Here is an 18,633-nt window from a genome sequence, read left to right as displayed (position 1 = left end):
TATTATCTCCTATAACCAAACCAAAATCTTGTATTATTGCTTTTTTCTATACGAGTCATAAAATAATCAAACATTCCATGGGTTCCCCAAATGGCTGTAATCATAGAAACAACAATACCAATTCCTAAAGTCACAGCAAAACCTTTAACCGTGCCTGTTCCATAGGCATAAAGAACCACAGAAGTTACAAGAGAAGTGATGTTTGAATCTACAATAGCACTCATAGCATTTTTATAACCTTGTTCTATACTAGCTCTTATACTCATTCCTTCACGTAAAAGTTCTCGAATACGTTCATTTATAATAACATTTGCATCCACAGCCATACCTACAGTTAAAACCAAACCGGCCATTCCTGGTAAAGTTAAAGTAGCTCCAAACATCGCCATAACAGCCACAACCACTAAAACATTCACAAGCATAGCAATATTAGCAAAAATTCCGGCTATACCATAATACATTATCATAAACACAATAATAAAAAGCGAAGCACCGATTAAAGCTATCATGCTCATTTTAATACTATCTGCACCCAAAGACGGTCCTATGCTTCTTTGTTCAAGAAGCTTTACAGGAGCAAGTAAAGCCCCGCTTCTTAAAGCCACTGCCACATCATGTGCTTCTTCTTGAGTAAATGCCCCACTAATTTGTCCACTTCCTCCACCTATACGTTCGTTAATAGAAGGTGCAGAATATACCTTATTATCAAGCACAATTGCAAGACGTTTTCCTACATTAGCTCCAGTATAATCAGCAAATTTTCTAGAACCTTCTGCATTTAAAGTGAAATTAATAACAGGATAATTACTCTTATCGCTAAATCCTACTCTAGCATCAGTAAGCATAGAACCATCAAGAATAGGCACGCTTTTTAAAGGATATTTTAAATTAGGATTGCGAGAATCAGGAACTAAAATAATACCATAGCTTGCTGCTTCAGCATCACTCATAGTAGAAGCTTGACTCATTTTAGAATCATCCACTTCCATTAATTGCAAATGTGCTGCTTTGGTAATACGCTCTTTAGCCCTTAATTCCTCTTCTTTAGTTTTAATGCCTGCAAGCTCTACTAAAATTTTATCTTCACCTTGCTTAGCCACTGTTGGCTCTGCTAAGCCAAACTGATCTAAACGATTTCTTATAGTTTCAACTGCTTGTAAAAGTGCAAAATTCTCTATACTTTTTACTTCTTCAGGGGTGAAAGAAATTCGGTAATGCATATTTTCACTTTGCACATCAATTCCTTTGATTTCTTTAAGCAAATTTTCAACTTTTACAAGATCAGCATTATCTAGTAAAGTAAACTCTAAAATATCATCATGAGTACTCAAGCCATCATTTAAAATATTTTCTTTATTAAAAGAATAATTTAATGAAGATGCAATCGATTTAATTTTTGACTTCACAGCTTCTTTATTATCCACACCCAAAAGCATGTAAAGCCCACCTTGCAAATCAAGTCCTAAATTGATCTTAGCTCCACGTTCAGACTGCAAAAAAGAAGGCAAAGAAAACACCACTCCAAAAATAAATACCATTATAAAAACAATCAAACGGTAGCTGATTTTAGAATTACGCATTAATTTTCTTTGCTATAAAATCTCGTGAAATTTTTGCTGTAACATTATCTTCATTAAGCTTAACTTTGATAAAATCTTCCTCTGGTTTTATTACTTCACAAATGAGTCCACCATTGGTGATGATTTTATCTCCTTTTTGCAAGGACTCAAGCATCTGCTTATGTGCTTTTGCTTGCTTTTGCTGAGGCCTAATAACCAAGAAATAAAAAATCGCAAATAACACTACAAGAGGTAACAATGAAGTTAAAATTGAATTTTCTGTCATATTTTTCCTTTATTCCAAAAAAAGTAAATACTAATTCTATCATTTTTAAAATAATAAAAGTCTTTTTTATTGCAATTTTACTTTCAAATTCTATTTACTTATCATTTTTTGAAAATATTTTTACTCAAAGTATCAGTCCTTTTTTAGCAATATGGGGCTTGGTTTTACTTTTAAAAAGTCAAAATGCTAAACATTATTTTTGGATAGGATTTTTTGTAGGAATTCTTTGGTTTTGGTGGCTAGGTTTATCTTCAATTTACTTCGATTTAACTTATCTCATAATTATAATTCCAATTATAGTTGGACTTGTTTATGGCATACTTTTTAGACTATGCTATATATTAAAATTCGATTTTTTAAGGCTATGTGGAATTTTTTGCTTAAGTTTTATCCATCCTTTAGGTTTTGACTGGCTTAATTGGGGAATTTTTACAGTGTATGGTTTTTTTGATCCAAGCTATCGTGGTATTATTTGCTTGTTTTTAATAGCTTATTTTCTTCACGAAGGATATATTTCAAGATATTATAAAATGGCTATTATTGTTCTTTTATTCTCTATTGGTTTTCAATACGATGAAAAAACAGCACATACTCTTAATTTAAATTACAAACTCATTAATACTAATATTTCTCAAGATAAAAAATTCTTAAAAGAAAATCTCATACCTAGTTCTGATTTTTTAATCCAAGAAATTCTTCAAGCTATAAAAGAAAAAAAAGATCTAGTAATCTTGCCTGAAACTGCTTTTGCTTTTAATTTGCAAAACACTAAGTATAAACTCATACTTAAAAATCTATCTCATCAAATCACCATTATTACAGGAGCATTAAATATAGAAAAAGAACTTATCTATAATAGCACCTATATTTTCAAAAAAGGCAATGTTTATATTTTAAACAAACATTTTTTAGTCCCTTTTGGTGAAAAAATCCCATTTTTTACTGATTTTGTAAAAAAACATTTTTTACAAAATATGCAAGAATTTTCTCAAGGACCTATACAAAGTAAATACAAACTAGATAATCAAATCATCACCAATGCTATTTGTTATGAAGCTACTAAAGAGCAAAATTACAAAAATTCACAAATCATCATAGCCTTAAGTAATAATGCCTGGTTTAATCACAGCAGCGAGTACAAACTCCAACAACTCTTGATGAAATTTTACTCAAGTAAATATGGTGTTAGTGTTTATCATGCAACAAATGGCAAAGAAAATGCACTAATATTACCTAAAAAAAGACTCATCCAAGAGTGGAAAAATCTGTTAAATTAAGCATTGAATTTAAAAATTACAAAAAAATAATAATTATTGTGGTTTTAAAGTAATTTAAGTTATTTTGTTTTATAATTATAAAACTTTTTGACTTAGAGGGGTTTTTAAACCCCAAGCTAAATAAAAATTTATTTAGCCTCCTTCCTAACTTTTATATTTATGGGGGATATTTTTAAATATCCCTCTAAGTCAAAATTAACACTTTTTAATATCTTAAAAACACACAAGCTTCTCAATGTTAAGCTTGTGTGTTTAACAATCTAAATCAAAGTTTTAAATTGTTCTAAAGCATCAAGTTTCTCCCAAGGATAGTCTTTTTGCCCTACTTGTCCGCGTGCTGCTACATCTGCATAAAGAAAAGTTTCTTTACTTGGTTTATCTAAATGAAATTTATCTCGGATCCAATTTGGTGTTAAAGCAAAATTTTGCATTACAAATTCACTTAAAATATCATCATTAACGCTAGTATTTGTCCCCATACAATCAACACTAACTGAAGTTGGTTTTGCAACACCTATAGCATAGCTAAGTTGCACTATGCATTTTTTAGCAAGCCCTGCTGCAACTATATTTTTCGCAAGCCATCTAGCTGCGTAAAGTCCGCTTCTATCTACTTTAGTATAATCCTTGCTAGATTGTGCACCACCACCTATTGGAGAATAACCACCAAAACTATCAACTATAAGCTTTCTTCCTGTTAAACCACTATCATGCAAGGAAGAGTGATTGACATATTTACCTGTTGGGTTGATTAAAATTTTAGTTTTTTCAGGATTGAAAAGTCCTTGAGGTAAATTAGTGTCTAAGATTAATTTCATTATTAAAGATCTTAAATCTTGTATTTTCATACTTGCAACGCAAGGTGCTGAAACGACTATGGTATGAATACTTTGTGGCTTACAATTTTCAAAATTTGCTTTCGTGCCATAATCAATAGTCACTTGAGTTTTAATATCTACACCAAGCTCATGTGGATTGGCTTTTGCATAAGCATACACCTTATCACAAAGCATTCTAGCATAACTAATAGCTGCTGGCATATACTCTTGTGCTTCGCAACTTGCAAAACCAAACATAATGCCTTGATCACCTGCTCCTGTTTCTCCGCCTTCTTGATCTACACCCTGATTGATATCTGGGCTTTGCTCATTTAAAAACACCATTACATCAACCTCATCAGGATGCAAACATTCTTCTTTACTAAAATGCCCTGCCCCATCATATCCGATATTTTTCAAAACATCTTTAACTAAATTATCGTAATCAGCTTTGCTAAGCTTGTGATTTGATTTAACTTCGCCTCCTATCACAACCTTATTTCCTGCGACAAAAACCTCACTCGCCACTCTTGAATTTTTGTCATTTTTCAAGAGTATATCCACTATTGTATCAGCGATTATATCAGCGCATTTGTCTGGATGACCTGCACTTACGACTTCTGAAGTGAATAGATACATAAAAGTCCTTTCGTTTAAAATAAAATGATATTGTAACTTAATTAAACTTGCTCAAGCTTAATTATTAACAAAGTCTAATGATTTCTTTAAATTAAAAATACATTAGATTGTAAAAACAAATAATTTTTTATCATCAAGCATCTAAGCAAAATATTTTTAATCTTTGCTTTATTTTTATAATCTAAAAATATCAAATCAAAGCCCATACTAAAAAGCCTATAAATTTCCAAAAATTAAGCTTAGGTTAGATAAAATCAAAGCTAGAAATTTTTATTATGATATAGCAATAAAAACATTGCCATTTTAGGTTTTATAATTAATAATAGTATCAAGAGTACTTGAAATAACTCTGTAAAACATTTTTATAGCAATTTGCTAAAAATAAATTAAGGTAAAATATGCGTCATTTTATCACTACAAAAGACTTTAGTAAAAGTGAAATCATTAAGCTTTTTGAAGAAGCAAAAGATTTTTTAGATGAAAAACCTAGAACCTTCCTTGAAGGCAAAAGCATTACAACGATTTTCTTTGAAAATTCCACACGCACGCTTTCCTCATTTGAAAGTGCTACAAGAAGACTAGGTGCTAGAGTCTTAAGGCTTGATGTTTCAAGATCAAGTTCAAGCAAAGGTGAAACCTTATATGATACAGTTGCTAATTTAGATGCCATGAGTCCTAATGCTATTATTATAAGACATGCGCATTCAGGCGTTCCTTTAATACTTGCAAAACACACGCATTGTCCTATTATAAATGCAGGAGATGGAAAGCACTCTCACCCTACTCAGGCTTTATTGGATTTATTTACTATTTATAACCATTTTAATGGCAAGGTTGAAGGTAAAAAAATTTGTATAGTAGGAGACATTAAAAATTCACGCGTTGCTGCATCTAATATAGAACTTTTAACAAGATTTAATCTTGATATTGTCTTAGTTGCACCGCCACATTTCATGCCTCATACTTCTCTTAAAAAATTTTATCAATTTAATAAAAATATCATAGAAAATTCAGATATAATAATGAGTCTTAGAACACAGACTGAAAGACATAATAAAACCGTTTATGCTTCACTTCAAGATTATGCTAATGATTTTTGCATTCAAAAAAATCTTATTGAAAATAAAAAGCTTATCTTATTACACCCTGGCCCTGTCAACCGTAATATAGACATAAGTGATGAGATCATGAAAGATGAAAGAACTTTGGTTTTAAAACAAGTTAAAAACGGAATTGCCATTAGAATGGCTGTTCTTAAAAAACTTATACTAGAAAATAAAGGATAAAATATGTTAGAATGGGATTTAAGTGCCTTATTTAAAAATAAAGAAGAATTACAAAATTTTACTCAAAATCAAATCCAAGCTAGTTTAAATTTCAAAAAAAAATACGAAAACAAACTTCATACTTTAAATGCTAAAGATTTTTCGCAAGCTTTAATAAATTATGAAAATTTAAATCAAGCTCTTGGAAAAATCATAACTTATGCTTATTTGCTTTTTGCAAAAAACACTCAAGATGGATCTTTTTATGCCAAATATGAAGAAGAATGCAAAAAAATAGAAGAAAATCTACTTTTCTTTGAACTTGAATTTTGCGAATTAGACCCTCAAAAAAGTCAAGAATTTTTAAATTTTTGCAAAAATTATAGTTTTTATCTTTCTAATTTAATTGAAAATAAACGCTATAATCTTAGTAAAAATGAAGAACGTATCATGCTTTATCTTTCAAACACTGGTGCACAAGCTTTTAGTAGACTTTTTGATGAAATTATGAGTGCTTTAAAAATTCCTTTTGAAGGTAAAAAGCTTAGCGAAGAAGAAATTTTAAGCAAAATGTATGATCAAGACAGATCAGTACGTAAAAAAGCTGCTAAAAAATTCACCAAAGTTTTGCAAAAAAATATCAAATTGTTAAGCTTTATCATTAATATGATTAAAACCGAAAGAAAAAATATAGGTTTATTAAGAGGATATGAAAATGCTGAAATTTCAAGACATATTAGCAATCAAATTTCGCAAAAAAGCGTAGATTCTTTAATACTTAGCGCACAAAAACATTTTGATTTGGTATCAAAATTTTATAAAAGAAAAAAACAAATTCTAGGTTATGATGAGTTAAAAGATTACGATAGGTATGCACCCATTGGAAAAGAACCGAATTTTGACTTTCAAACAAGTAAAGATATAGTTTTAAAGGCTTTTAAAGCATTTTCTCCTCAATTTTATGACATAGCTAAGAATGCTTTTGATAAAGGCTGGATTGATGTATATCCACAAGAAAACAAACAAGGCGGTGCCTTTTCTCACTCTGCTACCCCAGATGCCCACCCTTTTGTTTTGCTAAATTATACCAACAAAAGACGCGATCTTTTCACACTCGCGCATGAATTAGGACATACCATCCATCAGCAACTTTCTTATAATGTAAGCTATTTAAATCAAAACACACCTTTAACTACAGCAGAAACAGCTTCTGTTTTTGCTGAAATGCTGATTTTTGATTTTATTAAAGACAAACTCAAAAAAGAAGAACTCTTAGCATTATATGCAAATAAAATTGAAGATATTTTTGCAACCTTTTATAGACAAATCAATTTTACCTGCTTTGAAAGACGCTTACACGCTCAAGAAAATGAACTTAGCACTGAAGAATTAAACAAAATCTGGATGGAAGAATCTCAAAAAATGTTTCAAGACAGTATAAAACTTACAAAAAATTATGCTTTTTGGTGGAGTTATATCCCTCATTTTATCCACTCTCCTTTTTATTGTTATGCTTATGCTTATGCACAACTTTTAGTTTTAGCTCTTTATGGGCTTTATAAAAGTGGAAAATGCGAAAATTTCAAAGAACTTTATATCAAAATGCTTTCTTTAGGTGGCAGCATCAGCCCTAAAGAACTTGTGCAAATGTTTGGTTTTGATATAGAAGATGAAAATTTTTGGGAAATAGGCATAAAAGAAATTCAAAAACTTGTTGATGAATTTATGGAGTTAAAAATATGCTAAAAAAGATATTAGAAGATGAAACTTTTATCAACAGTATGCAAAAACATTGCTATGAGATAATTACAATTTTAACACAAAAAAATATAGAATTTTCCATAGTTGCAAACACAAAATTTATAGATTTTAATCCTGAACTTCCCTCAGAATTAGATCTAAGACAAAATCCCTATGCTCTTTTTGCTCTTGGAGGATATACTTTTAAATCCATCCAATTGACAAAAGATTACATTCAATTTCATGCTGGCTTTGGCAATGATGATTTTGATAGTTTTGTTAAAGTTGATTTAAGATCTATTACACAAATTCAAGTACAAAATAGTGTTTTATTTGTCAATTTTAGTCTATATAAACCCAAAGAAAACCATAACTCTCAAAAATCAAAAAATATATTTTTAAACAATCCAAAAAATCAAGATATCTTTAAAAAATGACTCTATTTGAAGGTTTAAACGAAAATCAAAAAGAAGCTGCAAGCCATATTGATGGAGCTATGCTTATCTTAGCAGGCGCAGGTAGTGGAAAAACTAAAACCATCACCACTCGTCTTGCTTATTTAGTCGGTGAAGTAGGCATCCCATCTCATCATACTCTCACCCTTACTTTTACCAATAAAGCCGCAAGCATCATGCGTCATAAAGCACTGAGTTTTTTACGAGGCAATGAAAACCCTCTACTTTGTACTTTTCATAAATTTGGACTTTTATTCTTAAAACTTCATTTTGAAAGATTACAACGCAAAAATAACTTTGTTGTGATCGATACAGATGATACGAAAAAAATCATTAAAGATTTAATTCTTGATAAAACCAAAGATAACGTTTATGACATCATCAAATACATATCTTATTTTAAAAACGAAAGTAAAAGATCTCAAGACATCTTTAAAGATTTAGACTCATTAAAAGATCATAATAATGAAAAGTACCAAAATATGTATAAATTTGCTACTTACTATCGTGCTTATGAAGAATATTTATTAAAACAAAATTTTGTAGATTTTGATGATCTTTTATTATTAAGCAATATTATTTTAGAAGCTGATAAAAATTTCGCCAAAGAACAAAGCTTGCTTTATAATTACATCACCGTTGATGAGTATCAAGACACTAATACCTTGCAATATAAAATCCTAAAAAATCTATGTTATGCACATGAAAACATTACCGTTGTAGGAGATGATGATCAAAGCATTTATAGTTGGCGTGGGGCAAAAATCGAAAATATTTTAAATTTTAAAAATGAATTTAAAAATGTCAAGCTTATAAAACTTCAACACAATTACCGCTCTGTAGGCACGATCTTAAAAGCAGCCAATAACCTCATAGCATATAATAAACAACGCCTTGGAAAAACCCTAATTTGCACCAAAGATCCAGGAGAAAGTATAGTAATTTTCAATAATGAAAGCGAAAAAGATGAAAGCTTGCGTATCGCACAAAAAATAAAAAAATTATTAGATTGTGGAGTTGAAGCCAAAGAAATTGCTATTTTATTTCGCGTCAATGCATTATCAAGAGCCATAGAAGAAGCACTCATGAAAGAGAAAATTTCTTATAAATTGCTTAGTGGCATGCGCTTTTATGAAAGATTAGAAATAAAAGATCTCATTTCATACCTTAGACTCATTTTAAATCCTCATGATGATTTATCTTTTAAAAGAATTATCAATCGTCCTAAAAGATCTATAGGCACCCAAGCTTTAAAAAAATTAGAACAATACGCACAAAAATATCAAATTTCACTCTTTGATGCACTGTGTGAAAGCAATGGTGGTATAGGAATTTTAGCAAATAAAAAAGCTCAAAGTGAAGCAAATGCTTTCATACAAAATATCCATACTTTAAAAAGCTATGATAATTTAAAAGAAGTGCTTGATAATATAGAAAAACTCTTTAAAATCAAAGATTATTTTTCAAAACAAGATGAAGGTGAAGAAAGAGTTCGCAATCTTGATGAATTCTATGCAAATTTAAAAGACAAACTCAAAGAAAACCCTGATTCTACATTAGAAGATTTATTAAGCGAAATTTCTTTACTCAGCGATCAAGATGGCTTAGATGAAGAATGCATTTGCCTTATGAGTATCCATGCTAGCAAAGGTTTAGAATTTGATCATGTTTTTATTATAGGCTTTGATGAAGGTTTTTTTCCTTTAAACCACGAAACAAATCTTGAAGAAGAACGCCGTCTTGCTTATGTTGCATTTACACGCGCTAAAAAATCCCTTAGTATTAGTGTGGCTCACTCTCGTTTTCATAACGGTTTAAGGGCAAATATAAGCCCTAGTCGTTTTTTAGAAGAAAGCGAACTTAGCAATAAAAAAACAAAACCTCACAATACAAACGGTTTTAGCAAAGGTGATCTCATCAAACATAAAATTTTTGGCATTGGCAGGGTTGTTGAAGTAAATAAAAATACTAAAGAAGAAAAACTCACCATCAATTTTGGCGGTATAATGCGTACTATTATGGCAAGTTTTGTAGAAAAAATAATATGAATAAAATCTTTGCAGCCTTTAAACCTAGAGGTTTAAGTTCTAATGCTTTTTTACATCAACTCAAGAAAAAATACAAAAATAAAAAAGCAGGCTATTCTGGTACATTAGATCCTTTTGCCAAAGGAGTTTTAATCGTTGCATTTGGACAATATACAAAACTTTTTCGCTTCTTAAAAAAAACCCCAAAAACCTATAAAGCCACATTGTGGCTTGGAATGCATTCTTTAAGCCTTGATGATCAAAACATACAAGAAATCAAAACTTTAAAAGCATTTAAACTCACAATTTTAGAACAAACCATAAAAAAAATGCAAGGAAAAATCTCTTATACTCCACCTACATTTAGTGCTAAAAAAGTTAATGGAATTCGTGCTTATGAATTGGCCAGAAGAGGTTTAGAAGTAAATTTAAAACCTTCTGAAATGGAAATTTTTAATTGCAAAATTTTAAGCTATAATCATCCTTTTTTAAATATACAAATAAGTGTTAGTGAAGGATCTTATATACGATCTTATTGCGAGCTTTTTGCTAGAAAATTAGGTATTTATGCAAGCTTAAGCTCTTTAGAACGCGTTAAAGAAGGAGAATTTGTTTATAATAATGAAGAAAGCTTAGATATCTTAAAATATCTTGATTTAAAGCCTAATTTTATTAAAAATCCAAACAAACTCCAAAATGGTCTTCTTTTATCTCTTGAAGATTTAACATATTGTGATGAAGGAAGTTATTATATTGAAACAAAAAAATACTTTAGTATAATTAATATTAAAGAAAATACAGTAAAATATCTTCTAAATAAGGTTGAAAAATGTTAATATTATCAAGAAAAGAAAACGAAAGTATAATTATTGGTCAAGACATAGAAATAAAATTGGTTCAAACAGGAAAAGGTTATGCTAAAATAGGCATAGAAGCACCTAAATCGCTTATGATAGTGAGAAAAGAACTAATACAACAAGTAAAAGATGGGAATTTACATTCTGTAATCCAAAATGACGTAAAATTAGACGATCTAAGCAAAAAACTCATCAAATGAAAGCTTACGCTAAGGCAAATATTTTTTTAAAACTTACCGGATGGGATTTAAGGAAATACCACCTTTTACAATCACGTTTCATACTCTTAAAAGATCTTTTTGATGAACTTGAACTTGTAGATAAGCAGCCCCATTCCAAACAAGGATTTGAAATTATTAGTGATTTTCAATGCCAAAACAATATCCTTGAAAAAGCCTATTTGTTGCTTTGCAAAACGCATCATAAAGAATTAAAAGAATTATTTAGCACAAAAAGCTTAAAACTCACTAAAAATATCCCTGTATGTGCTGGACTTGGTGGTGGAAGCAGTGATTGTGCAAGCTTTTTAAAGCTTATAAATGAAACCCTTAATTTAAAGCTAAGCACACAAACACTTATAAACTTAAGCATGCAATTAGGAAGCGATATTGCTTTTTTTCTAAGTGGCTTTGACTCTGCTAATGTGAGTGGCTGTGGGGAACTTATAAGTGAATTTGAAGATGATATACCTGATTTAAAATGGATTTTTCCTCAAATAGCTTGCCAAACCAAGGCCGTATATGATGAATTTGACAAACAAACATTTAATCTTGAAAAAAACAAAAATCAAGCTGAAATTTATAAAAAACTCAGCACAAAAGAACTATTGCAAAATTTTAAAAACAAAGAATTAAACGATTTATTTACTCCTTGTGCAACTTTATATCCTAAAATGAAGCCTTATTTTCAAGAAGGATTTTTTTTAAGCGGGAGTGGAAGTAGTGTTTTTAAGGTTTGCTCATGAAAATCATTGCAAGAAACAAAAAAGCTTTATTTGATTATAGCATTATTGAACGTTTTGAAGCCGGACTTGTTTTAAAAGGAAGCGAAGTAGTAGCTTTAAGATCAGGAAGAGTAAACCTTAAAGACTCTTTTGTGCGTATTATAAAAGGTGAAATTTTCTTGCTTAATGCTCATATTTCTTTACTAAACACAACCCATTCTTTTTATAAGCACGAAGAAAAAGGCCCTAGAAAACTTCTCATGCATAAAAAACAAATTGATAAATTACTAGGCAAAGTAAGTGTTGAAGGCTATACTATTGTAGCTTTAGATCTTTATTTTAACACAAAAAATAAAGTCAAAGCCACACTTGCCTTAGCTAAAGGAAAAAATTTACATGACAAACGCGAAACCTTAAAGAAAAAGCAAGCCGATTTAGAAGCTAGAGCCGCAATGAAAAATTATAAATAAAGGATAATAATGAAAAAAAAATTAAATCTATTTTTAATCACTTTGGTATTTTTCCTTAATGCTTGTTCTAAAGAAGAGATTCAAAATGATTTTATGTTTGAAGAATACCATAAAGGTGATAAAATAGTCCTAAACAGTGTCAATGGAGGAAGCAAAACCTTAATAAGAACAGAAAAAGGTTTTGTAGTAGAAACAGAAGAAGATAAAGTTTTGATGTTTGATTTTTTTGGAACTTTTTGCACGCCTTGCAAAGAAGAAGCCTTAGATCTTAGCAAACTTTGGAAAAATAATTCTAATAACTTTATCATTATAGGATTGATCCATTTTGAAGATGTCAGTGATGAAACAGTTAAAAAATTCGCTAACGATTATGGGGCTTATTATTTTTTAAGTAATTCCAAATCAAACGATCGCATTATTGCCCAAATTTTAAAAGACATAGATTATAAAAATATGGAGCAACTTCCTTTTAAAGTTGTATTAAAAAACGGACAATACCAAAAAGTCAGTGATTATTGGAATAATTATACACCAACAGATTTTTATCTTGGTAAAATTCCAACACAACTCATGCAAGAAGATTTAAATAAAATTTACAAAGGAAAATAATGCCCAAAATTCAAACTCTTGATCAAAGCAAACTCAAAGAACCAAAAATGTATAAAGTCATACTTCTTAATGATGATATAACCACTATGGATTTTGTTATAGAAATTTTGATGAATATTTTTCATCAAAATTTAGAACAAGCTAGCAAAACTATGCTAGAAATTCACCACAATGGTTCTGGGGTTTGTGGCATTTACACTCAAGAAATAGCACTTTCAAAACAAAAAAAAGTTATAGATACAGCCAAAATGGCTAATTTTCCTTTACAAACAAAGGTAGAAGAAGAATGAAATATCAAGAAAATTTACAAAAATACCTTGACAATGCTAAAAATCTAAGTCTAATCAATCATCATGAATTTATCACTTGTGAGCATGTCTTATTTGCTTTATTAAAACTTAGTATCGATTTTAAAGACATTTTTGAAGAATTTTCAGATGGAGATTTAGAACTTCTAGAAACTCAATTAAAAAACTACATTTCTCAAAACAATCAAATCATCAAACACGAAATAGAACCTGCAATATCTGTTGTTTTAGATGAAATTCTGCTTTCATGCAAAAACAAAAATAATGAAATAAAAATCATAGACTTTTTAGAAAAACTAATACAAGATCAAAGAACTTATTCTAGTTATCTTTTAAAAAAACATAATATCAATCTGGAAAAAATTCAAGAGCTTAAAAACAGTAAAGAAATTCAAAATTTAAGTGCTTATACAAACGATTTAACACTTTTAGCCCAAAATGGTAAAATCGATCCTTTAATAGGAAGAAAATTCGAACTTGAAAGAATGATGCAAATCCTTTCTCGTCGTAAAAAAAATAATCCTATTTTAGTTGGAGAAGCAGGGGTTGGAAAAACTGCCATAGTCGAAGGACTAGCACTTGCTATTGTAAAAAAACAAGTACCCAAAAATTTACAAAATGCAAAAATTTTTAGTCTTGATATGGCTAGCATGCTTTCAGGTACAAAATACCGTGGAGATTTTGAAAAAAGAATTAAAGAAATTTTAAATGAACTTGAAAACATACCCAATGCTATTTTATTTATCGATGAAATTCACACTATAGTTGGAGCAGGAAGTACAGGAGAATCGCACACTGATTTTTCTAATCTTTTAAAACCGGCTTTAAGCAATGGGACTTTAAAATGTATAGGAGCAACAACCTTCATAGAATACAAAAATACTTTTGATAAAAATAAACCTTTAAGCCGTCGTTTTGCTAAAATTAATGTCGATGAACCGAGCAAAGAAGAAAGTTTACAAATCCTTAAAGGATTAAAAAGCAAATATGAAAATTTTCATCATATTAAATTAAGTGATGAAATTCTTGAATATGCTGTTGTTTGGGGTAAAAAATTTTTTAATGATAAATTTTTACCCGATTGTGCTATAGATTTGATTGATGAACTTGGAGCTTCTTTTGCCTTAAAAACAAAAACTAAAAAAAACGCAAACTTAAAAGATTTAGAAAATGTTTTAGTAAAAATGACACATCATCATAGAATTTTTGAATTAGATCAAAATAAAGCCTTATTAAACTTAAGCAAACATTTAAAAACTAGAATTTTTGGACAAGATGAAGTTATAGACAGTCTTGTTTTAACCCTAAAACAAAGCTTTGCAGGATTTAAGAATTCTAATACACCGCGAGGAGTGTTTTTATTTACTGGATCTAGCGGGGTAGGCAAAACAGAACTTTGTAAAGCCTTAGCTGATTATTTAAACTTAAGCTTAGAACGCTTTGACATGAGTGAGTATGCCGAAAAACACGCCTTAAGCAAACTGATTGGTTCTCCTGCTGGATATGTAGGCTATGAAGATGGAGGACTTTTAAGCAATGCTATACGCAAAAATCCTTTCAGTCTTGTTCTTTTTGATGAAATAGAAAAAGCACATCCTGATTTAACTAATACTTTTTTACAGATTTTTGACAATGCTGAACTTACTGATAATGCAGGCCTTAAAGTAGATTTTAAAAACTCAATCATTATAATGACATCTAATTTAGGTCTTAAAGAAAGCAATGAATTAGGATTTTTAAGCAAAAATAACGAAAAAAGCAATCGTGCCATTAAAGACTTTTTCGCACCTGAATTTATAAATAGAATTGATAAAATTTTACACTTTAACAATCTTAATGATAAAATTCTATCAAAAATTATCGAAAAAGAACTGAATGAAATTTCAAAAAATTTAAAAAATATCACTTTAATTGCTGATGAAAAAGCAAAAATATATTTGGCTAAAAAAGCCTATAATAAAGAATTTGGCGTCAGACTCTTAAAACGCATTATTGCTCAAGAAATTGGTGAAAAAATAAGCGATGAAATACTGTTTGGAAAGCTAAAAAAAGGCGGTATTGTTAAAATAAAACTTGGAAAAGATGGAATTGAATTTATACTCTAAATTGCTTCATGCACCTAAAAATTCTCCTGTATTTTTAAGTTCTAATTTAAAGAGTGATTTTATCCTAAAAGCTTATACTTTCGGTCTGTTTCCATGGACAAGCAAACCTGTAACTTGGTGGTGTCCTGATCCTAGATGCATTTTAAAACCTAATGAAATCCACATACAAAAAAATATAAAAAAATTTATCTCTTTTTATGAAACACGCTTAGATACTAATTTTTTACAATTAATCCAACTTTGCAAAGATCAACGTGCTCAAAGCTGGATAGATGAAGAATTTATTGAAGTTTATCATGAACTTTTTCATCAAGGCTATGCTCATAGTTTAGAACTTTACGAAGATGATGAACTTATAGGAGGAATTTATGGTTTGATTTTAGGCAAAGTATTTTTTGGTGAAAGCATGGTAAGTCTTAAAAAAAATACCTCTAAAATCGCCATGATTAAGCTTTGTAAATTGCTAGAACCTTATGATTTTATAATAGATTGTCAAATTTACAATAAACACTTAGAATTTATGGGTGCTAAAAACATTCCTAGAAAAGACTTTTTAAATATTTTAAAAGAAAAATGCCATAAAGACAGTGGATTTGAAAATTTTAAAAATTTAATTGTTTAAAAACTAAATCAAAATGAAATCTTTGCAGTACTTATATTTAAAAGCTGATTTATAAATGAAATATATCTTTTAAACCTGCAATGATCATTTTAATTCCCATAGCTACAATAAAAACTTGTGCGATACGAGAAAAAACATGCAAAATCAATTTTCCAACTATTTTTTCTATTGCAGCTGCAAAGTGAAAAAGAATAAACATAAAAATAAAGGCTATCATAATACCTCCAAATGCGATATCCATACCCTTATCTTCTGCTATAACTATAACACTAGCCAAAGTTCCAGGTCCTACAAGCATAGGAAAAGCCATAGGAATTACACTTTGTCTTAAAAGTTCTTTCTCATCTAAATTAACACAAGTATTGCAATTGCTTGCAGTCATTTTCGTCGAAAAAAGTAAATTTTTAATAGCCATGATAACAAGCACTAAACCTCCAGAAATCCTTAAATCATCTAAAGAAACCCTAAAAATATAATTCATAAACAAAGATCCTGAAAACAAAAATACCAAAACTATCACAAAAGCTGTATAAAGTATGGTTCTAAAAAGTTTTTTTCTAATCATTAAAGACAAACCATCACTCATTGCTAAAAATTGAGTTAAATTTCCAAAAGGATTTAATACAGCAAGCAAAGTAATCCCAGCAAAAAACATTAAATGAAACTCAGAATCTAAGAACATAATCTAATTCTCACTTTTTACAAATTCCAAAGAAATAGAATTGACACAATGTCTTGTATTTTTAGCAGAAAAACCTTCTCCTACAAAAACATGTCCTAAATGCCCATTACAATTTGCACATACAATTTCTGTTCTAATACCATCTTTATCAGCTACTCTTTTAATCGCCCCTTGAATTTCATCATCAAAACTAGGCCATCCACAACCTGATTTAAATTTATCTTCAGATTTATAAAGTTTTGCTCCACATTGTTTACAATGATACACGCCTTTTTCATAAAAATTATTATATTTTCCACTAAAAGGAGTTTCGGTGCCTTTATTTAAAATCACATTTTTTTCTTCTTCGCTTAATTCTTTCATCTTTAGCCCTTTATATAAAGTAATTTTTATATTATATAATCTAAAATTCAACTTTAAATTATTATTTTACAATTTTTAAGAGAGTTTTATATGCAAAAGGAATTTTTTAGCGAGCTTGAAATCTTACTATATGAAAATAATCAAACAAGAAAATTTCATCATTTTCAAAATTTTTATGAAGATTTTAAATGTCAAAAATTGATTTTTAATCACAATCACATAAGCATTTTCAAAAAAAATATAGCCCAAAACATCACCCTAGAACATCCTACACGCATAAGAAGACCCAAACTTGCTAATTCAACCCATGCACTTGCAAAAATAATACATTCTATAGCCCATATAGAATTTAGCGCGATTAATTTAGCTTTAGATGCAAGCTATCGTTTTAAAAATCTACCCTTGCAATTTTATCAAGATTGGCTTGAAGTAGCTGATGAAGAAATCAAACATTTTAAACTTTTAAATTTGGCACTTGAAGAACTAGGCTATAAATATGGCGATTTCCCAGCACATGATAATTTAGAAGCTGCCCTAGAAGCCACTAAAGATTCTTTAAATTTTAGAATGGGTATTGTTCATAGAGGTTTAGAAGCAAAAGGACTTGATGCAAATCCTTATGTGGTTAAAAAATTTCAAAGTTCTAATCATCCTATTAAAAACCTTTTAATAGAATATTTTAACATCATCCTTAATGATGAAATCAAACATGTCAAAAAAGGTGATATCTGGTGGAACTTTGCCAATAAAAACAAATACGATTTCATACAACTTTGCACTCTCTTTAAACAATTTTCCCTTGCAGGAAAAAAAATCAATATTCAAGCAAGAATGAAAGCAGGGTTTAAGAAAGAAGAATGCGAGATTCTTGAGAAATTTTATTCTTAATTTTTCACCTTTAATCTAGAAACAATAATGGTATATAAAACACGCACAATACCATAAAGCACATATAAACTTGCTAAAATCACTAAACTTTCAAGCGGATAAAGATATAAAAATGAAAAGATAATGATTAATATAATCAAAACTTTTAAAACGCTTGATCGGTTAAAATCAACTTTCTTAAAACTTGGATAACGTATATTACTCACCATTAAAAGTCCTAAAATGGCTTGTAAAATCAAAAAAACTATTCCATAAGATTTCAAAAAATCATAATTAAAAAAAGCATAAGTCCATATAGCACTTACCACAGCTGCTGTAGGTATAGGAAGTCCTATAAATACAGAAGGCTCATAAGTACCTGTAGTCACATTAAATCTTGCTAAACGAATGGCTCCAAAAACAACAAAAAAAGCCGTAATCAAAGATCCTAATTTACCAAAACTTGAACCTATACACATATAAAAAAGAACTGCAGGCGCTACCCCAAAAGCCACTAAATCAGCTAAAGAATCAAATTCTACACCAAATTTAGAAGTAGAATTAGTCAGTCTAGCTACACGCCCATCAAGCCCATCACAAATTAAAGAAAAAATAATATAAACCAAAGCCATACAATAGTTTTGCTGTATAGAAGCTATAATAGAAATAACACCTAAAAATGCTGAAGCAGCGGTGAAAAGATTGGGTAAAATATAAATTAATTGAGGTCTGTTATTCATC

20 protein-coding genes are annotated in these 18,633 nt (G+C 29.6%); 14 read left to right on the top strand and 6 right to left on the bottom strand.

Translation table 11 applies throughout. From position 1 onward, the window contains the following. Positions 1 to 2: 2 nt before the first annotated feature. Positions 3 to 1,580 carry a protein translocase subunit SecD gene (secD, locus tag GRQ01_RS03920; RefSeq protein WP_158334534.1) on the bottom strand — a complete coding sequence of 526 codons (1,578 nt, stop codon included), beginning with the start codon at positions 1,578 to 1,580 and terminating at the stop codon, positions 3 to 5. Beyond that, on the bottom strand, positions 1,573 to 1,845 hold the full coding sequence (yajC, locus tag GRQ01_RS03915; RefSeq protein WP_158334533.1) for a preprotein translocase subunit YajC: 273 nt from the start codon (positions 1,843 to 1,845) through the stop codon (positions 1,573 to 1,575). The genes secD and yajC overlap by 8 nt, the downstream gene beginning before the upstream one ends. On the opposite strand from yajC, the gene GRQ01_RS03910 reads away from it, so the two are divergent. Further along, a complete protein-coding gene (locus tag GRQ01_RS03910) occupies positions 1,818 to 3,122 on the top strand; it encodes an apolipoprotein N-acyltransferase (protein WP_158334532.1) in 1,305 nt (434 codons plus the stop codon). The two genes, yajC and GRQ01_RS03910, sit on opposite strands and share 28 nt — an antisense overlap. Positions 3,123 to 3,382: 260 nt before the next feature. Here GRQ01_RS03910 and metK read toward each other — a convergent pair whose 3' ends face one another. Continuing rightward, the gene (metK, locus tag GRQ01_RS03905) at positions 3,383 to 4,579 is read right to left on the bottom strand and encodes a methionine adenosyltransferase (protein ID WP_158334531.1); all 1,197 of its coding nucleotides are present in this window, start codon (positions 4,577 to 4,579) and stop codon (positions 3,383 to 3,385) included. Between the two features lie 398 nt (positions 4,580 to 4,977). Between metK and GRQ01_RS03900 the strand changes: the two genes are divergently transcribed. From GRQ01_RS03900 to aat, 12 genes are read left to right on the top strand one after another with little or no spacing between them, the layout of a single operon-like run. Continuing rightward, positions 4,978 to 5,865 carry an aspartate carbamoyltransferase catalytic subunit gene (locus GRQ01_RS03900; RefSeq protein ID WP_158334530.1) on the top strand — a complete coding sequence of 296 codons (888 nt, stop codon included), beginning with the start codon at positions 4,978 to 4,980 and terminating at the stop codon, positions 5,863 to 5,865. Between the two features lie 3 nt (positions 5,866 to 5,868). Next, on the top strand, positions 5,869 to 7,590 hold the full coding sequence (locus GRQ01_RS03895; protein ID WP_158334529.1) for a M3 family oligoendopeptidase: 1,722 nt from the start codon (positions 5,869 to 5,871) through the stop codon (positions 7,588 to 7,590). Beyond that, a complete protein-coding gene (locus GRQ01_RS03890; protein ID WP_158334528.1) occupies positions 7,584 to 8,021 on the top strand; it encodes a hypothetical protein in 438 nt (145 codons plus the stop codon). Before GRQ01_RS03895 ends, GRQ01_RS03890 begins: the two co-directional genes overlap by 7 nt. After that, entirely contained in the window at positions 8,018 to 10,087 is a 2,070-nt protein-coding gene (locus tag GRQ01_RS03885; protein ID WP_158334527.1) for an ATP-dependent helicase, read from the top strand. Before GRQ01_RS03890 ends, GRQ01_RS03885 begins: the two co-directional genes overlap by 4 nt. Further along, complete coding sequence (gene truB / locus GRQ01_RS03880) at positions 10,084 to 10,902, top strand: tRNA pseudouridine(55) synthase TruB (protein WP_158334526.1); 819 nt, start codon at positions 10,084 to 10,086, stop codon at positions 10,900 to 10,902. Before GRQ01_RS03885 ends, truB begins: the two co-directional genes overlap by 4 nt. Then, a complete protein-coding gene (locus GRQ01_RS03875) occupies positions 10,896 to 11,123 on the top strand; it encodes a carbon storage regulator (RefSeq protein ID WP_158334525.1) in 228 nt (75 codons plus the stop codon). Before truB ends, GRQ01_RS03875 begins: the two co-directional genes overlap by 7 nt. Next, positions 11,120 to 11,887 (top strand): 4-(cytidine 5'-diphospho)-2-C-methyl-D-erythritol kinase, encoded by a 768-nt coding sequence (locus GRQ01_RS03870; protein ID WP_158334524.1) that lies wholly within the window; start codon positions 11,120 to 11,122, stop codon positions 11,885 to 11,887. Before GRQ01_RS03875 ends, GRQ01_RS03870 begins: the two co-directional genes overlap by 4 nt. Further along, positions 11,884 to 12,336: an SsrA-binding protein SmpB gene (smpB, locus tag GRQ01_RS03865; RefSeq protein ID WP_158334523.1), complete on the top strand. Its 453-nt coding sequence runs from the start codon at positions 11,884 to 11,886 to the stop codon at positions 12,334 to 12,336. Before GRQ01_RS03870 ends, smpB begins: the two co-directional genes overlap by 4 nt. Before the next feature lie 9 nt (positions 12,337 to 12,345). Further along, on the top strand, positions 12,346 to 12,945 hold the full coding sequence (locus GRQ01_RS03860) for a thioredoxin domain-containing protein (RefSeq protein WP_158334522.1): 600 nt from the start codon (positions 12,346 to 12,348) through the stop codon (positions 12,943 to 12,945). After that, complete coding sequence (locus GRQ01_RS03855; RefSeq protein WP_158334521.1) at positions 12,945 to 13,235, top strand: ATP-dependent Clp protease adaptor ClpS; 291 nt, start codon at positions 12,945 to 12,947, stop codon at positions 13,233 to 13,235. Before GRQ01_RS03860 ends, GRQ01_RS03855 begins: the two co-directional genes overlap by 1 nt. Then, the gene (locus GRQ01_RS03850) at positions 13,232 to 15,358 is read left to right on the top strand and encodes an AAA family ATPase (RefSeq protein ID WP_158334520.1); all 2,127 of its coding nucleotides are present in this window, start codon (positions 13,232 to 13,234) and stop codon (positions 15,356 to 15,358) included. The genes GRQ01_RS03855 and GRQ01_RS03850 overlap by 4 nt, the downstream gene beginning before the upstream one ends. After that, on the top strand, positions 15,336 to 15,980 hold the full coding sequence (gene aat / locus GRQ01_RS03845; RefSeq protein WP_158334519.1) for a leucyl/phenylalanyl-tRNA--protein transferase: 645 nt from the start codon (positions 15,336 to 15,338) through the stop codon (positions 15,978 to 15,980). The genes GRQ01_RS03850 and aat overlap by 23 nt, the downstream gene beginning before the upstream one ends. A 49-nt stretch (positions 15,981 to 16,029) precedes the next feature. Here aat and GRQ01_RS03840 read toward each other — a convergent pair whose 3' ends face one another. Further along, a complete protein-coding gene (locus GRQ01_RS03840) occupies positions 16,030 to 16,662 on the bottom strand; it encodes a MarC family protein (RefSeq protein ID WP_158334518.1) in 633 nt (210 codons plus the stop codon). Between the two features lie 3 nt (positions 16,663 to 16,665). Continuing rightward, a complete protein-coding gene (locus tag GRQ01_RS03835; protein ID WP_158334517.1) occupies positions 16,666 to 17,025 on the bottom strand; it encodes a methionine-R-sulfoxide reductase in 360 nt (119 codons plus the stop codon). Between the two features lie 90 nt (positions 17,026 to 17,115). Between GRQ01_RS03835 and GRQ01_RS03830 the strand changes: the two genes are divergently transcribed. Then, positions 17,116 to 17,913, top strand: a complete 798-nt coding sequence (locus GRQ01_RS03830; protein ID WP_158334516.1) for a ferritin-like domain-containing protein — start codon at positions 17,116 to 17,118, stop codon at positions 17,911 to 17,913. Here the strand turns inward: GRQ01_RS03830 and pssA are convergent. Then, on the bottom strand, positions 17,910 to 18,632 hold the full coding sequence (gene pssA, locus GRQ01_RS03825; RefSeq protein WP_158334515.1) for a CDP-diacylglycerol--serine O-phosphatidyltransferase: 723 nt from the start codon (positions 18,630 to 18,632) through the stop codon (positions 17,910 to 17,912). The genes GRQ01_RS03830 and pssA overlap by 4 nt on opposite strands. Position 18,633 lies beyond the last annotated feature (1 nt).

Source organism: Campylobacter bilis (assembly GCF_016806695.1).
In the GTDB taxonomy this organism is placed as follows: domain Bacteria; phylum Campylobacterota; class Campylobacteria; order Campylobacterales; family Campylobacteraceae; genus Campylobacter_D; species Campylobacter_D bilis.
This window is presented reverse-complemented; position numbering and strand designations above follow the sequence as displayed.

Coding starts and splice junctions, on each gene's coding strand:
- GRQ01_RS03870 (WP_158334524.1), top strand. CDS start 11,120: ATGAAAGCTTACGCTAAGGCAAATATTTTTTTAAAACTTACCGGATGG.
- GRQ01_RS03895 (WP_158334529.1), top strand. CDS start 5,869: ATGTTAGAATGGGATTTAAGTGCCTTATTTAAAAATAAAGAAGAATTA.
- secD (WP_158334534.1), bottom strand. CDS start 1,580: ATGCGTAATTCTAAAATCAGCTACCGTTTGATTGTTTTTATAATGGTA.
- truB (WP_158334526.1), top strand. CDS start 10,084: ATGAATAAAATCTTTGCAGCCTTTAAACCTAGAGGTTTAAGTTCTAAT.
- GRQ01_RS03900 (WP_158334530.1), top strand. CDS start 4,978: ATGCGTCATTTTATCACTACAAAAGACTTTAGTAAAAGTGAAATCATT.
- GRQ01_RS03860 (WP_158334522.1), top strand. CDS start 12,346: ATGAAAAAAAAATTAAATCTATTTTTAATCACTTTGGTATTTTTCCTT.
- GRQ01_RS03875 (WP_158334525.1), top strand. CDS start 10,896: ATGTTAATATTATCAAGAAAAGAAAACGAAAGTATAATTATTGGTCAA.
- GRQ01_RS03910 (WP_158334532.1), top strand. CDS start 1,818: ATGAAGTTAAAATTGAATTTTCTGTCATATTTTTCCTTTATTCCAAAA.
- GRQ01_RS03885 (WP_158334527.1), top strand. CDS start 8,018: ATGACTCTATTTGAAGGTTTAAACGAAAATCAAAAAGAAGCTGCAAGC.
- yajC (WP_158334533.1), bottom strand. CDS start 1,845: ATGACAGAAAATTCAATTTTAACTTCATTGTTACCTCTTGTAGTGTTA.
- GRQ01_RS03840 (WP_158334518.1), bottom strand. CDS start 16,662: ATGTTCTTAGATTCTGAGTTTCATTTAATGTTTTTTGCTGGGATTACT.
- metK (WP_158334531.1), bottom strand. CDS start 4,579: ATGTATCTATTCACTTCAGAAGTCGTAAGTGCAGGTCATCCAGACAAA.
- pssA (WP_158334515.1), bottom strand. CDS start 18,632: ATGAATAACAGACCTCAATTAATTTATATTTTACCCAATCTTTTCACC.
- smpB (WP_158334523.1), top strand. CDS start 11,884: ATGAAAATCATTGCAAGAAACAAAAAAGCTTTATTTGATTATAGCATT.
- GRQ01_RS03890 (WP_158334528.1), top strand. CDS start 7,584: ATGCTAAAAAAGATATTAGAAGATGAAACTTTTATCAACAGTATGCAA.
- GRQ01_RS03835 (WP_158334517.1), bottom strand. CDS start 17,025: ATGAAAGAATTAAGCGAAGAAGAAAAAAATGTGATTTTAAATAAAGGC.
- GRQ01_RS03830 (WP_158334516.1), top strand. CDS start 17,116: ATGCAAAAGGAATTTTTTAGCGAGCTTGAAATCTTACTATATGAAAAT.
- aat (WP_158334519.1), top strand. CDS start 15,336: ATGGAATTGAATTTATACTCTAAATTGCTTCATGCACCTAAAAATTCT.
- GRQ01_RS03850 (WP_158334520.1), top strand. CDS start 13,232: ATGAAATATCAAGAAAATTTACAAAAATACCTTGACAATGCTAAAAAT.
- GRQ01_RS03855 (WP_158334521.1), top strand. CDS start 12,945: ATGCCCAAAATTCAAACTCTTGATCAAAGCAAACTCAAAGAACCAAAA.